Annotated in this window: 13 protein-coding genes; 5 read left to right on the top strand and 8 right to left on the bottom strand. The window is 67.3% G+C overall.

Features of this window, described 5'->3' with window-relative positions; genetic code table 11:
* Positions 1-244: 244 nt before the first annotated feature.
* Together ACIPN7_RS24665 and ACIPN7_RS24660 are read right to left on the bottom strand one after the other, a co-directional pair.
* Positions 245-643 carry a PPOX class F420-dependent oxidoreductase gene (locus tag ACIPN7_RS24665; RefSeq protein ID WP_400548745.1) on the bottom strand — a complete coding sequence of 133 codons (399 nt, stop codon included), beginning with the start codon at positions 641-643 and terminating at the stop codon, positions 245-247.
* A gap of 743 nt (positions 644-1,386) precedes the next feature.
* A complete protein-coding gene (locus ACIPN7_RS24660) occupies positions 1,387-2,289 on the bottom strand; it encodes a LysR family transcriptional regulator (RefSeq protein WP_400548742.1) in 903 nt (300 codons plus the stop codon).
* Positions 2,290-2,389: 100 nt separating this feature from the next.
* On the opposite strand from ACIPN7_RS24660, the gene ACIPN7_RS24655 reads away from it, so the two are divergent.
* Positions 2,390-3,229: an oxidoreductase gene (locus ACIPN7_RS24655; protein ID WP_400548739.1), complete on the top strand. Its 840-nt coding sequence runs from the start codon at positions 2,390-2,392 to the stop codon at positions 3,227-3,229.
* A gap of 605 nt (positions 3,230-3,834) precedes the next feature.
* On the opposite strand, the gene ACIPN7_RS24650 is transcribed toward ACIPN7_RS24655, so the two are convergent.
* Entirely contained in the window at positions 3,835-4,824 is a 990-nt protein-coding gene (locus tag ACIPN7_RS24650) for a GlxA family transcriptional regulator (RefSeq protein WP_400548736.1), read from the bottom strand.
* Between the two features lie 147 nt (positions 4,825-4,971).
* Between ACIPN7_RS24650 and ACIPN7_RS24645 the strand changes: the two genes are divergently transcribed.
* The 3 genes from ACIPN7_RS24645 (at position 4,972) to ACIPN7_RS24635 (ending at position 7,408) form a co-directional block, all read left to right on the top strand.
* Positions 4,972-5,610, top strand: a complete 639-nt coding sequence (locus ACIPN7_RS24645) for an HD domain-containing protein (protein WP_400548733.1) — start codon at positions 4,972-4,974, stop codon at positions 5,608-5,610.
* A 34-nt stretch (positions 5,611-5,644) separates the two neighbouring features.
* Entirely contained in the window at positions 5,645-6,583 is a 939-nt protein-coding gene (locus ACIPN7_RS24640; protein WP_400548730.1) for an NADP-dependent oxidoreductase, read from the top strand.
* A gap of 186 nt (positions 6,584-6,769) precedes the next feature.
* Positions 6,770-7,408: an HD domain-containing protein gene (locus ACIPN7_RS24635; RefSeq protein WP_400548727.1), complete on the top strand. Its 639-nt coding sequence runs from the start codon at positions 6,770-6,772 to the stop codon at positions 7,406-7,408.
* Positions 7,409-7,728: 320 nt separating this feature from the next.
* On the opposite strand, the gene ACIPN7_RS24630 is transcribed toward ACIPN7_RS24635, so the two are convergent.
* The 3 genes from ACIPN7_RS24630 to ACIPN7_RS24620 all read right to left on the bottom strand — a co-directional run bounded on the left by ACIPN7_RS24630 (position 7,729) and on the right by ACIPN7_RS24620 (position 10,891).
* On the bottom strand, positions 7,729-8,712 hold the full coding sequence (locus ACIPN7_RS24630; RefSeq protein ID WP_400548724.1) for an aldo/keto reductase: 984 nt from the start codon (positions 8,710-8,712) through the stop codon (positions 7,729-7,731).
* Between the two features lie 96 nt (positions 8,713-8,808).
* Positions 8,809-9,813, bottom strand: coding sequence for a zinc-binding dehydrogenase (locus ACIPN7_RS24625; protein ID WP_400548721.1), 1,005 nt, complete (start codon positions 9,811-9,813; stop codon positions 8,809-8,811).
* Positions 9,814-9,892: 79 nt separating this feature from the next.
* A complete protein-coding gene (locus ACIPN7_RS24620) occupies positions 9,893-10,891 on the bottom strand; it encodes a zinc-dependent alcohol dehydrogenase family protein (protein WP_400548718.1) in 999 nt (332 codons plus the stop codon).
* A 119-nt stretch (positions 10,892-11,010) separates the two neighbouring features.
* Here ACIPN7_RS24620 and ACIPN7_RS24615 point away from each other — a divergent pair, with 119 nt between their 5' ends.
* The gene (locus ACIPN7_RS24615; protein ID WP_400548715.1) at positions 11,011-11,577 is read left to right on the top strand and encodes a CGNR zinc finger domain-containing protein; all 567 of its coding nucleotides are present in this window, start codon (positions 11,011-11,013) and stop codon (positions 11,575-11,577) included.
* A gap of 81 nt (positions 11,578-11,658) precedes the next feature.
* Here the strand turns inward: ACIPN7_RS24615 and ACIPN7_RS24610 are convergent, their stop codons facing one another.
* Together ACIPN7_RS24610 and ACIPN7_RS24605 are read right to left on the bottom strand one after the other, a co-directional pair.
* Positions 11,659-12,402 carry a hypothetical protein gene (locus ACIPN7_RS24610; protein WP_400548712.1) on the bottom strand — a complete coding sequence of 248 codons (744 nt, stop codon included), beginning with the start codon at positions 12,400-12,402 and terminating at the stop codon, positions 11,659-11,661.
* Positions 12,403-12,498: 96 nt separating this feature from the next.
* Complete coding sequence (locus ACIPN7_RS24605; RefSeq protein WP_400548710.1) at positions 12,499-13,248, bottom strand: SDR family NAD(P)-dependent oxidoreductase; 750 nt, start codon at positions 13,246-13,248, stop codon at positions 12,499-12,501.
* Positions 13,249-13,250 lie beyond the last annotated feature (2 nt).

Genomic DNA, 13,250 nt, shown 5'->3' with positions numbered 1-13,250 from the left:
AGACCAGCACGGTCCCTGCCGCCGATCCCGTCGCTATCGCGACCGAAGTCCAGGCCTGGGCCGAGACCACAGCCGCAATCCAAAACACGCCCTAGCACCATGCCATGGTGCCGGTCACGCCAGGTTCGTTCCTGGTGTGCTCGGCACGGCCCTGACCCCGGCCTCGAGTCGGTCAACAGCTGACCTCGAGCACAGGCAGGCGTGGGGGCGACGAAGTGGCCCCATGTGCGAGCCCGGCGGTTGGTTACCGCGGGCTGGTGCGCCGCTCGACGATGTTCAGAGCGTTGACGCGCACAATGACCCGCTTCGCGGACGGGTCCGTCTCCAGCCAGGGTCGGCCCGTGTACCGGTGGGACAGTTCGTCGATGAGGGTGCCTCGAGGATCGTCGGTGATGGTGGCGCGCCCGCGGATCTCCACCCGGTCGAAGGGCGAGGTTGGGTCGAAGACGCTGATGCTCACCCGCGGATCACGCTCGAGGTTGCGGTGCTTACGACGTCCTCTGATCGTAGAGAACACCACGTCGTCGCCGTCCGTACGGCACCAGACGGTCGTGGTCTGCGGGGAGCCGTCAGGGTTGATGGTGGCGACGGTGAGGATGTTGCCACCGTCGAGCAACTTCCTGGCGTGGTCGGACAGAGGCATGATGCTGCCTTCCTCTTGGACGTGCACCTACGACTTCGGGCCAGACGGGCGCGCGGCGGGCCCTGGTGAGAGCCGCGGTGGCCAGCCCAGAACTGTTCCTGCGTTCGGCGGGGAGCGAAGCGGCGTTCCAGCGCGCGAGGCCCGACGTGTGCCTGCGATGTCCCCGGTAACGCCCGTGGGCATGCACCTAGGCCAGCCGATTCGGGATCGATTCGAGCGCACCGACCGTGCAGGAACTCGCTGAGGTCGCCGTTGAGCGACATAGGCCCATTCTGCCTCGGACAGGACCTTTGGCTTCGGTAGGGGACTCACAGTCCAGATCTCCAGTTTCCTGCAGGTTGGGCAGCCCATCGCGCTCTGCGGCCGGCAGGGCCGGTGACTCAGTGGTGAGCGACGGTTCGGTACGTCGGAGGCAGACCGCCCCATCGTTACGGCGCAGCTAGGGGTGCAGACTCCGAGCTGGCCGGTCACGTTGCTGGTACGAACCTAGGTGGTCGAGACGACCAGGATCCTGATGGTGCTGTCGGGCGTGGACCGGTAGGCCGGCGCGGACAGCACGAAGGACCGAGCGAGCACTGGGCGGAGGAGTTCACCGTTCCAGACCGCGTCCTGACCAAGGCTTGGTTCACAATCGACATCGCCAGCCCTGTCGGGGGTAGGGCGCCGTCGAGGAAGCTGACGCCGCCGCTGTACGTTCCGAGTACGAGAGCAATGTCTTCCGTGCGCTCGACGTCCTGCGCGGGTCAGCCAGATTCGGTGAGGTCTGTGGTCGTGGCCAGTTCGGTGACCACGTCCACCAAGCTGTGCAACGCGGGTGAGGAGTCCCCGGACAGCCAGACCATCTCGGTCGTGACGAACTCCCCGGCCAGGGGCACGAACACCACGCCGGTACGGCGGAGACTGCTTGCCGACCTAGCCAGCCGCGTCACTCCGACGCCTGCCGCCACGAGGCCGAGCAGACCTTGCACACTCGCGTCTCGATGGACGACGTCGGGGGTGAACCCGGCCGCACGGAAAGAGTCGTCGAACGCCTCGTGCCAGGGCTCCCACGAGCTGCGCGGGGTAAGTACCCAGCGTTCGCCGACCAGATCGTCCAGGGCCAGTTCGGCGCGTCCGGCGAGTGGATGCGCCTCCGGCAGAACCGCGCACACCTGCTCGTTGAGCAGCGTCCTGGTCTCCAGACCGTCGACCAGCGGGGGCCTCGTGAACGCGACGTCGTAGCGCCCTTTGCGCAGCCCCTCGACCAGCGGCGCGATCGCCGTCTCCTCCGTCGTCAGCTCGAGTCCAGGCAGCCGTTGGCGTGCGGCCCTGATCACTGGTGGTAGCAGGTAGTTCGCCGTGGTGGTGAGGAAGGCGAGGCGGAGGCTGCCGATCTCGCCACGTGCGACTCGCGCGACGGCGTCGAAGGCTTCATCGGCTCGGTCCAGTACAGCGCGGGCCTCGGGGACGAACCAGGCACCGACAGCGGTCAGTCTGGTGCCCCGAGTGCCACGATCGAAGAGCTTCACCCCCAGCACGCGTTCCAGCTGGGTGATCTGCTGGGACAGCGACTGCTGACTGATCATGAGCCGTTCGCCGGCCCGCGTGAAGTTGGACTCCTCGGCGACGACGACAAAATACCTGAGTTGCCGAAGGTCGGGGGTCACAATAAAAGCCTACCGCTGGGACAGGTAGCCGGTGTTGGACGGCCTTGGTGTGCCAGGAAGAACATTGACCTCGGTAAACGCCAAGTTGAAGGGAATTGCAATGTCGAATGAGACACAGGGCCGCGTTTGGCTGATCACTGGCTGCTCGGCCGGGTTCGGGCGGGAGATCGCACTGGCTGCACTGGCCGCTGGTGATCAGGTCATGGCCACCGCGCGTCGTCCGGAGACACTCGCATACCTCGCGCGGATCGGCGGCGACCGGGTCAGTACAGCGGCTCTGGACGTCACGGACCCGGCATCGATCGATGCCGCCGTGAAGGCGACGCTGGCCGTGTTCGGCCGCGTCGACGTGCTGGTGAACAACGCCGGCTACAGCATGCTTGGGGCTGTCGAGGAGACCTCGATGGAGCAGCTGCGCGGGATCATGGAGGTGAACTTCTTCGGTACCGCGGCGGTCACGAAGGCGGTTGTCCCTGTGCTGCGTGAGCAGGGGAGCGGGACGATCGTGCAGATGAGTTCCCTCGGTGGTCGCCTGACCTTTCCGGGTATGGGCGCCTACGACGCCACGAAGCACGCGATCGAGGCTCTCAGTGAGGCGCTGTCGACTGAACTGGCGCCCCTGGGCATCCGGGTCCTGCTGGTGGAGCCCGGAATGTTCCGCACCAAGATGAGCGGCAGCCTGGTCATCGCGGCCGAGAATCCCGCCTACGAGGCAAGCTCGGGAGGGGTCCGGCAGATGGTCGCGGGAGTCGTAGGCAGTGAGCCCGGTGATCCCGCGAAGGGCGCTGCAGCCATCGTCGAGGTGCTTGCAGCCGAGAACCCGCCACTTCGCCTGGTGCTCGGCAGCGATGCCGTCGACATGCTGCGTACCCACCACGAGTCCCTGTTGGCCGACATGACCACCTGGGAGACGCTCAGCCGCTCAACAGAGGTGTCCTGACCAGGATCTCTCCTTCTGGATCCTCGACGCGATCAACGCTCTAGACGACTCGGTGGTGATGGTCGCGTGCGACTGACTCGCGACCATCGCCACCGGGCAGTCCGAGAACCCGGCGAGCGTGGCGGTGACGTCTCAGGTGGCGGCATCGATGGGCCTGTTCCAGAGCCGGACGACGTCGGGATGGGTGGAGGCGACGTCGCGCACAGGTCGCTGGAGAGACTCGAGCGCAGGATGGAGGCATCGCCCTCGCGGACCACGCCGAACCTGCCGGCACCGCCGACACCGCCGGTTCCCCCTACACCTCCGGCTCCGTCGGGTGGTCCGACGTCCTAGGGAGGACCTGCCTGCCTGCCCGAGTCCCGCGCATCCGCCGCGATGAGTGCGGCCTCCACTCGGTGTGGTCGAGCGGTACGACGGGTCGAACATGACGGTCTTGTTCGACCGAGTTGGCTACAAGGAGCTGCGGACTGCGTTAATGACGTAGGACCATCTGCTCGAACCTCAAGGGTGATTGCAGACAAGGGAATCGGGGGCTTCGATCAAGTACGAGGACTGTGCCATGAAGCAGGTCCGGGGACGCACAGGCGGTCGTCGGTCTCATCCACCTACCTCCGGTCACGGGGTTGCGGCGTGGGTTCCAGCGCCGTCGCGAACCGCCGCCGGTAGGCGACCGGGCTGGACGACACCTTCCTGGCGAAGACGCGTCGCATGCTCTCGTAGCTGGGGAACCCGGCGAGTTCTGCGGCCCGGGTAGCGGTGTGTCCTTGGTCGAGCAAGGATCTGGCCAGGTCGAACCGGATGTTCTCCACGTAGCGGCCTGGGGTGGTGGACAGCTCGTCGTGGAAGAGGCGGGTGAGGTGCCGGGTGCTGACGTTGAGGTGCTTCGCGAGGTCGCCCAGGGAGTACTGCCCGCCGGGGTTGGCGGTGACGAGGTCGGTGACCGTGCGCAGCGCGGGCGAGCGTGGCGGGGGGCCATGCAGTGGCGCCGAGAACTGTGACTGGCCGCCGGCGCGTTGCATGTACACGACCAGGGCGCGGGCGACATCGCGCGCAAGATCAGCGCTGTGGTCCTCCTCGATGAGAGCGAGTGCCAGGTCGATGCCGGCGGTTATTCCGGCTGATGTGTAGGTGGTTCCGTCGCGGACGTAGATCGCGTCGGGCTCGACGGTGCAGGTCGGGCACCGTGCCGCGAGCTCGTGTGTGACCTTCCAGTGGGTGGTCGCGCGCTTGCCGTCCAGGAGACCGGCGGCGGCGAGGATGAACGCCCCGGTACAGACCGACACGACCCGTCCGGCAGCTGCCGCCGACATCCGCACGGCATCCGCCAGGTCGCGGGGGACCGGGGTGCTGGGATAGATGTCGGCGCCCGGGACCAGCAATGTGTCGAAATGCTGAGCGGTCGCCGCACCGTCGACGGCGATCCGGACGCCGATGTTCGACGTGACGTCATCGCCGGCGGGTGAGACCAGGGTCGTCATGTAGTTCGCGCCCAGCCGGTTCGCTTCGGTGAATGCCTGCGCGGGGCCGGCGAAGTCCAGCAGCGTCACCCCGTCATGGACGAGGATCGCGACTTCGTGGGGCAGGGGTGTGGGCACCGTTTATTGGTAGCACATGGCCGTGGCTGTGCTTTGTCCAGATATCAGGGATTCCTGGCCGGACGAAGGCGGCGACGGTCCGCGTCCCGTGGGCACTATTGAGACCGGACACACGGTCCACGGACGACATCCTGAAAGCACGAGGCCATGTCAGAGCTCACCATCGGGCTGGAGATTCCCGAGACAGCAGCGGTCGCTGAAGCGACCGTGCTCGTCCGGGAGACGACCAGCCCGTTGATCTATCACCACTCGCGGCGCGTCTTCTTCTTCGGTCTTCTGCACGCGCGCAGGCTCGTCGTGGATCTGGACCCGGAGCTGCTGTACGTGGCGGCGCTGTTTCACGACGTCGGCCTGCTGACGCCCTTCTCGGAGATCGAGCAGCGGTTCGAGGTCGATGGTGCCGACCATGCCCGCCAGTTCCTCCTGCGTCGGGGATTCTCGGTGGGTGCCGCGGAGACCGTCTGGACGGCGATCGCGCTGCACACCACGCCGGGCATTCCGGGTCGGATGGCGCCGTTGATCGCGATGACACAGCTCGGCGTCCTGACCGACGTGCTCGGGCTCGGCCTGGACGACCTGGAACCTGAGCAGGTCGAGGAGATCGTCGCCGCCCATCCGCGAGGGGACTTCAAGAACGAGTTCCTGCGGGCGAACGTCGAGGGCCTCAGGCACCGTCCCGAGACGGCGAACGGCACCGTGAACGCCGACATCCTCGAGCATTTCATCCCTGGTCTTCAGCGCACGACGACCGTCGAACGGATCGTCGGCGCGCCGTGGCCGAGCTGACAACGACTCTGAAACGACGCTGAAAGGAATGACGATGCGGGCCATCATCGTGCGAGACCGTGACGCAGGTCTGAGCGGTCTGGCTGCCACGGACATGCCGTATCCCCACGCCGCGGAGAACGACGTCATCGTGCGTGTACACGCCGCAGGCTTCACACCCGGCGAACTCGACTGGCCCGCGACCTGGACCGACCGTGCCGGACGCGACCGCACCCCCACCATCCCCGGCCACGAGGTGTCCGGCGTCGTAGCCGAGCTCGGCTACGGAACGACGGGGTTGAGCGTGGGGCAACGCGTGTTCGGGCTGACCGACTGGGCACGCAACGGAACCCTGGCCGAGTACGTCGCCGTGGAGGCCCGCAACCTCGCCCCACTGCCGGCCGGCATCGACCACACCGTGGCCGCCGCGCTACCCGTCTCCGGCCTGACCGCGTGGCAAGGGCTGTTCGACCACGCCCGCCTCACGACCGGCCAGACAGTCCTCGTCCACGGCGCCGCGGGCGGCGTGGGCTCGATCGCCGTCCAGCTCGCGCACGAGGCGGGTGCGAGCGTGATCGGCACCGGCCGGACGGACGACCGAGACATCGTTCTCGGTCTGGGTGCGCACAGCTTCCTCGACCTGGCGGCGGACGACCTGCCCCAGGTGGGCCTGGTCGACGTGGTGTTCGACGTGGTCGGTGGCGACGTCCTCGATGCGTCGATCGCCTTGGTGCGCCCTGGTGGCGTTCTCGTCACGATCGCGCATCCGCCCGCCGTGCAGCCCACGGACGGCAGGGCGGTCTTCTTCGTCGTCGAACCCGACCGTGTCCGCCTGGCCGACCTCGCCGAGCGCGTCCGGACCGGACAGCTCAAGCCCATCATCGGCGCGGTGCGGCCGCTGTCCGAGACGGCTACCGCGTTCGCTCGCCGCCCCCGCACCTCCGGCAAGACGATCATTCAGGTCACGAACGAGCAAGGAGCACTCCACCCGTAAGACACGGACTCCGCCCGCACCGACGGCAGTGTCCGCCGGGAGCGTCACGAAAAGCTCGGCGCGAGCCGATCCGGATCTGCGGGCAAACAGTCCCTTCGGACGGTGTGCGACACGGCCCGCCGCGCGGGGGCTCACGGAACGGGACCGGCTGGTCCCCCCACCCACTTTCGAATCGAGGAAACACACATGCCCGAAACCATTGCCGGGATCACGATCCCGGACACCGAGCTCGTTCGCGACGCGACCGCCGTCGTGCGGCAGTCCGCCGACGACACGCTGTTCGACCACTCCCGCAGGGTGTTCCTCTGGGGGATGCTCAAGGCGGCCGCCCAGGGGCTGCAGGCTGATCCGGAGCTCGCCTATGTCGGGGCGATGTTCCACGATCTTGGCCTCACGTCGTCCTACCGCACCTCGGATCGCCGGTTCGAGCTCGACGGTGCCGAGGCGGCGTACGGCTTCTTGCGGGAGCACGGCCGTTCGCACGACCAGGCGCGCGACGTCTGGCTCGGCATCGCACTCCACACCACGCCAGAGGTTCCGCACCACTTGGCGCCGGAGGTGGAAGTGGTCACGCTGGGTGTGGAGACCGACGTGCTCGGCATCGACCTCGACCAGATCACCGAGACACAACGTGCGGAGGTCGTCGCGGCTCACCCGCGGCCGGAGTTCAAGAACCGGATCCTGCGCGCGTTCTACGACGGCATGGCAGAACGGCCACAGACGACCTTCGGCACCATGAACGACGACGTGCTCGCCCACTTCGACCCCACCTTCCGCCGGCAGGACTTCGTGCGGACCATCCTGGACAACGGCTGGCCCGAGTGACCGCCGTCACCCGGACGTGCTCGAGGTCGGCGACGGATCGGCGCACAGCCGCCCAGATGCGCACAAGGCTTCGGTGCCCGTTGACCGACCCGGAATCACCCGCAGTCTGAAGTACGTGCCCGGAGGGACTCACTAATCCGAATACCGTGGGAGCCCCCGCACAATCGGGCACCAGCCACCATTCAGCCGACGGACCAGCGTTCCGTCAGCCTTCCTGGCGGCGGCTGGCCGGGGCAGAGTGGCCTCGGCGCGCGGCGCGCCTTGGTGATCCGCACTGAGGCCCGACTGCGGAACTCTTAGGGCCTGCAGTCGGCATCGCCCTACTTGTAGTTCGCTGCGAGGCCTGCGGGAAGGTCCCGCTCGCCGGCCGCGGCGTTGAACGGCACGATCGCGTCGATCCTGGCGAGTTCATCCGCCGTGAACGTGATCTCGGATGCCTGCGCATTCTCGTCGACATGGGCGGCTCGCCTGGTGCCGGGGATCGGCAGCACTCCCTGCTGGATCACCCAGGCGAGGGTGAGCTGAGATGCGGTCACTCCCTTGCTCTCGGCGATCGCACCGAGGGCATCGAGGAGGCGCACGTTGGCCTCCAGGTTCTCCGGCGTGAAGCGCGGCAGGTAGCGGCGAACGTCCGCCGTCTCGAGGTCGTCGAGGTTGCGGATCTTTCCGGAGAGGAAGCCGCGTCCGAGCGGCGAGAACGCGACGAAGCCGATGCCGAGATCCTGGAGCACGTCTTTGACGCCATTGTGCTCGGCGCCGCGCTCGAACAGCGAGTATTCCGATTGCAGCGCGGTGAGGGGGAACGTGGCATGGCCGCGACGGATGGTGTCCGGCGCTGCCTCGCTCAGTCCGATGTAGCGCACCTTTCCCGCCGTAACGAGCTCCCCCATGGCCCCGACCGTCTCCTCGATCGGCACGTTCGGGTCGACGCGGTGCAGGTAGTACAGGTCGATCGAGTCCACCCCGAGGTGGCGGAGCGATCGATCGATCGCTCGGTGTACGTGCTCCGGGCTGCCGTCGGAGCCCAGGATTGTGCCGTCTTCCTGGATGTCGGCACTGAACTTGGTCGCGATCGTGACCTCGTCCCGACGATTGCCCAGAGCGCGACCGACGAGCACCTCGTTGGTGATGGGGCCGTAGATCTCGGCCGTGTCGATGTGCGTCACACCGATATCGACGGCGTGATTGAGCGTCGCGATGGCTTCGGCCTCGTCCGTCGCACCGTACCAACCGGTCATCGCCATCGCCCCGAGGCCTTGCTCCGAGACGGTGAGTCCTTGGCTGCCCAGCTTTACAGTTTTCATCAGTAATCTTCCTGTTCGGTTCTCGACACCGTGTCCGGTGCCGTTCGTTCACGATCGTTCTGGGCGTGGCGGAGGCCCTCGCCTCCGCCACACCCGTCAGACGGAGAGCACGACGCGGAAGCGCGCCGCGTTGCTCAACATGCGGGCGTACCCGGAGGCCGCATCGGCGAGGGGCACGTTCTCGACCATGGGGCGGACGCCGCTGCGCGCGGCGAACCTCAGGTTGTCCTCGTTCTCGATCGAGCGACCGGTGAGCGATCCCTCTACGGTGAAACCGCCGAAGATGAGATCCATTGTCGAGAGCGCGAGGGGTTCGAACGAGGCGCCCACAGCGATGAATCGGCCGCCCTGGCGCATTCCCTTGAAGAGCGGCGACATGGAAGCTCCGCTCGCCGCGGTGGCGACGAGAACGCCGGCCCCGCCGAGCTCCTTCAGGGCGTCTCCAGGGTCGACCGCGTCGCTGTCGACGTAGTGGTCTGCGCCGAGCTTGCGGGCAAGCGTCTCCTTGTGGGTGCCTCGGGCGATGGCCACGACGTCGGCGCCGAGTGCCTTGGCGTACTGGAGAGCCAGGTGGCCGAGGCCGCCGATGCCCTGGATCGCGACGAGATCGCGTGGCGCGGGAGCACCCTTGGCGAGCGCGTTGTAGACCGTGAAGCCGGCGCAGAGAAGCGGGGCCGCCTCCGCCGAGGTGAGTTCGTCGGGGATCGCGACGAGCCCGGACTGGCGGACGTAGATGTACTCGGCGTATCCACCGTCGACGGAGACGCCGGTCATCGGCTGATCGCTGCAGGCGACGAAGTTTCCGCGGCGGCACTCGTCGCATTCGCCGCAGTGGCCGCCGAGGAATCCGACCCCCGCTCGGTCGCCGAGCTCCCACTTGGTCACCCCGTCGCCGAGGGCATCGATCCGTCCGACGACTTCGTGACCGGGCACTCGCCCGGTCTCGTCGTCGTGGACGTGCACGGCGACGCTGTCGCTGTGACAGATGCCGCAGGCCTCCACGCGCATTCGAACGTGCCCCGGCAGCGGTTCGACGAGTTCTCGGGTGGTGGGCTGGAGGGTGCCGTCCTGTGCGACTTCGATCGCGTTATAGCGGGTCATGAGGTGCTCCGTTTGTTAGTGCCTGTGGTGTCTACGCGTGCGGGAAGATCGGTCGAACGAGCGCCATTCGTGGAGGCGCTCAGCTGCTCTCTCCCGGAGTGAAGAGAACCTTGCCGGTTCGCTCAGGCCCGAATGCCGCTTCGAAGGCTGCCTGGAACTGTTTGAGGGGGAAGGTGGCACCGATCGGCACGGAGAGGGTTCCGTCGGCAACGAGCCCCGCCAGTTCGGTGTAGAGCGCCTCGATCTCCGCCCGCGGGGCGGACCGGACCCAGTTGACGAGCCAGAAGCCGGTGAGGGTGATCTCCTTGTAGATCAGATCACCGAGGCCGATGATCTGTGGCTCCCCAGTGACGGAGGAGTAGGCGACGACGGTGCCGCCGGGTCGGAGTGCCGTGGCGAGTTCCGCGACCACGCTGCCACCTTGCCCGTCAAGGACGATGTCGAGCTGGTCACCGTCGAGCGCCTCTGCAACACGTGCCGCGAGTCCCTCACCCTCGAGCACGACAGCGTCGCCTCCGAGGTCGCGCACCTGGACCGCGGCTTCTTCGCGCCGGACGATGCTGAGCGTCCTGTAGCCGGCCCGCTTCGCGAGCGCGATGACGTAGCGACCGACCGACGAATTGCCGATGGTCTGACCGACCCATGCTCCGGGCTTCAGATCCGCTCCGTATCGAGTGAGGAGGAGATGCGCGGTCGCCGGATTGATGGACAGCATGGCCAGCTGCAGCGCATCCGCCTCCTCCGGGACGGCGACGACGCTGGACGCTGCAGCGATGACCCGGTGGCTCCAGGTGCCCTGCTTGTAGTCGGCGAGGAAGATCACCCGGGCGCCGAGGAGCCCAGAATCGACACCGTCTCCGATCTCGGTCACGCGACCGACGCCCTCGGAGCCGAGTGTCATCGGTGGGGTCGGCTGCACCCCGTACCAGCCGGCAGCGAAGAGGGAGTCCGCTGGGTTGACCGGCGCCGCTTCGACGGTGACCGCGACCTCTCCCGCTCCGGGCGCGGCGTCCGATCCGCGTTCGAGCGATGTGTAGGCGGCGAGGGCTCCGACGCCCGTGAGGACGAGCTGACTCATGATGATGCTCCGTGACGTTCGTAATGGGCGAAAGCATTTAGCCGATTAGACCGGCCGCGAGAACGCTACCACGGCTGTAAGGGGCTATCGGCGGTAGCCCATTCGCGTACACTTGCGTCGTGAACCATGCACAGCGGACCGCCCGCGCCGCCTCGGCCGCGCCGATCATCGCGCTGATGAACTCGCGTCCTCATGCCGTCTACGGTGATCGGCTCGACGATGCGGCGTATGTTTCGACGCTGCTGGCGTCGTTCGATGTGGACGCGACCGAGGCGCCCGACGCCGTCGCTGAGCTGCGTTCGCTCCGCGCGGCACTCGAACCTGCGATCACAGCCGATGACGAGGCGTCCGTCGCCGACGGTTGGCGCGCAGTGTCCCGGTTCTCCTCAGACGTTCTGTTCCGTTTCCAGTACGCCGCCGACGGCGCGCCGATACTCGAGCATGCGTCAGGCGGCGAGCTCCGAGCCCGCATGTTGACGGCGCTCACCCAGCTGCTGGAGAGCGGGGACTGGTCGCGGATCAAGGAGTGCGCGAACGAGGAGTGCAAGAGCCTGTTTCTCGACGACACCAAGAACCGCAGCCAGCGGTGGCACTCCTACGAGACCTGCGGCAACAAGATCAACGCAGCGGCTCATCGTGCGCGCAGGACGGCGGCGAATGCAGGCTCGTCACCCGAGCACGCCTGAGGGGCCGTTCCAGCGGCGGGGCGCAGGGTCCCCGCCCCGCTGATCGTCTCGATCTGACCGCGCTCGCTCCTCAAGTCGCCGCTAGGCGAAGGTGATCCCAGCCACCTCGATGTCGATCGACACCGAGCTGCGGTCCGGTGTTCCGTCCGTGTTGCGCACGTACACCAGTCGCTTCGTGGGCACCATGATGCCGTCGAAGTTCTGGTAGCTGGTCGGGTAGTGGGCGGCGGCCGCGTCGCCGAGGATGTCGACGGAGTAGTCGAGGCGGGCGATCAGGCCGCTGTCGTCGAGGTAGATCGTCTGGACCCGGCTGTGGGTCGCGAAGCCCTCCGGGTAGGAGATCTCCAGCCGGCGCAGAGTACGACCGTCTTCGTCCCAGTCCCCGGTCTCGCGGACGGAGAAGCCTTCGTTGCGGTAGATGAACGGTGCGACGAAGTAGTTCCAGTTCGCATAGCTGGCGAAGTAGAGCGCTTGCTGCGCGTCCCACGGGGTGAGCCGCTCCTGACCCGCGAAGGCCGCCAGCGGGTTGAGGCGTTCGTCCACGGCCTTGCCGTCGAGGGTTTCGATGGCCGTGCGCTCCGGGGTGAAGCGTCCCCGCGAACCGGCTGTAGGGAAAGGGGTGATCGTGTCGCGCTGCTCGCGGATGTCGCCGTCGATCACGACGTCGTCGAAGAGTCCGCCGACGTCTTTCAGCGCCCACAGGTCTCCGCCGACGGTGACCCGGGCGGAGAACGTCGTGAACGTCGGCCACCTGCCGTCAGGATCGTGAGCGCGGATCGTCTCGTTGAGCAGGCTTGATTCCTCGGGGGGTGTCCCGGGGGTCATGTCATCACTCCGTGTCGTGAGTGTTGATGAGTCCAGCGTTCTTGCGTTCGAGTGTGACTAGCGTGCCGACCTGGTCGGGGCCGTGTCGCGTCGAAGTCAGATCTGGGCGAGGCCGGCGTCGACGTGGATGTCTGCACCATTGATGCCGGACGCGCGGTCGGAGGCCAGGTAGGCAATGGTGTCGGCCACTTCTTCAGGGCGGACGTTGCGACCGACTGGGGACTGCTCTGCCAGGAGTGCGAAGAACTCGTCGGCAGCGGTCTCGCCGCCGAGCACTGCGAGCCCCGGGGTCTCGGTGACACCAGGGCTGACGGCGTTGACCCGAATGCGGCGCTCGGCGAGCTCCAGCATCCAGCTGCGGGCGAGATTGCGTGCAGCGGCCTTCGTCGATGCATAGGCGCTCCGGCCAGGGCCGCCCTTGATGCCGTCCACCGACGCGGTGATGACGATGCTGGCACCGTCGACGAGGAGCGGGAGCGCCTTCTGAACGGTGAAGATGAGGCCCTTGACGTTCACGGCGAGCATGCGGTCGACGGAGTCCTCCGCCATCTCCGCGAGCGGCCCCGGTTCGAGGATCGCAGCGTTGGCCACGACCACGTCGAGGCGTCCATGGTCGCCGCGCACACGCTCGTAGAGTGCGTCAAGGTCGGCGACGTTCGACACGTCGGCGCGCACTCCGTGCGCGTTCGGCCCGAGGGCGAGGACCGCTTCGTCGAGCTCCCGCTGACGGCGTCCGACGACGTACACGCTGGCCCCCTCCTCGATCAGTCGCGCCGCGGTCGCGAGGCCGATCCCGGTCGTGCCGCCGGTGACGACCGCCACCTTGTTCTCCAGAGTCCTGTTCATGT

The sequence above is a fragment of the Promicromonospora sp. NPDC090134 genome, assembly GCF_044746965.1.
In the GTDB taxonomy this organism is placed as follows: domain Bacteria; phylum Actinomycetota; class Actinomycetes; order Actinomycetales; family Cellulomonadaceae; genus Promicromonospora.
This window is presented reverse-complemented; position numbering and strand designations above follow the sequence as displayed.

Coding starts and splice junctions, on each gene's coding strand:
- ACIPN7_RS24665 (WP_400548745.1), bottom strand. CDS start 643: ATGCCTCTGTCCGACCACGCCAGGAAGTTGCTCGACGGTGGCAACATC.
- ACIPN7_RS24655 (WP_400548739.1), top strand. CDS start 2,390: ATGTCGAATGAGACACAGGGCCGCGTTTGGCTGATCACTGGCTGCTCG.
- ACIPN7_RS24645 (WP_400548733.1), top strand. CDS start 4,972: ATGTCAGAGCTCACCATCGGGCTGGAGATTCCCGAGACAGCAGCGGTC.
- ACIPN7_RS24640 (WP_400548730.1), top strand. CDS start 5,645: ATGCGGGCCATCATCGTGCGAGACCGTGACGCAGGTCTGAGCGGTCTG.
- ACIPN7_RS24635 (WP_400548727.1), top strand. CDS start 6,770: ATGCCCGAAACCATTGCCGGGATCACGATCCCGGACACCGAGCTCGTT.
- ACIPN7_RS24630 (WP_400548724.1), bottom strand. CDS start 8,712: ATGAAAACTGTAAAGCTGGGCAGCCAAGGACTCACCGTCTCGGAGCAA.
- ACIPN7_RS24625 (WP_400548721.1), bottom strand. CDS start 9,813: ATGACCCGCTATAACGCGATCGAAGTCGCACAGGACGGCACCCTCCAG.
- ACIPN7_RS24620 (WP_400548718.1), bottom strand. CDS start 10,891: ATGAGTCAGCTCGTCCTCACGGGCGTCGGAGCCCTCGCCGCCTACACA.
- ACIPN7_RS24610 (WP_400548712.1), bottom strand. CDS start 12,402: ATGACCCCCGGGACACCCCCCGAGGAATCAAGCCTGCTCAACGAGACG.
- ACIPN7_RS24605 (WP_400548710.1), bottom strand. CDS start 13,248: ATGAACAGGACTCTGGAGAACAAGGTGGCGGTCGTCACCGGCGGCACG.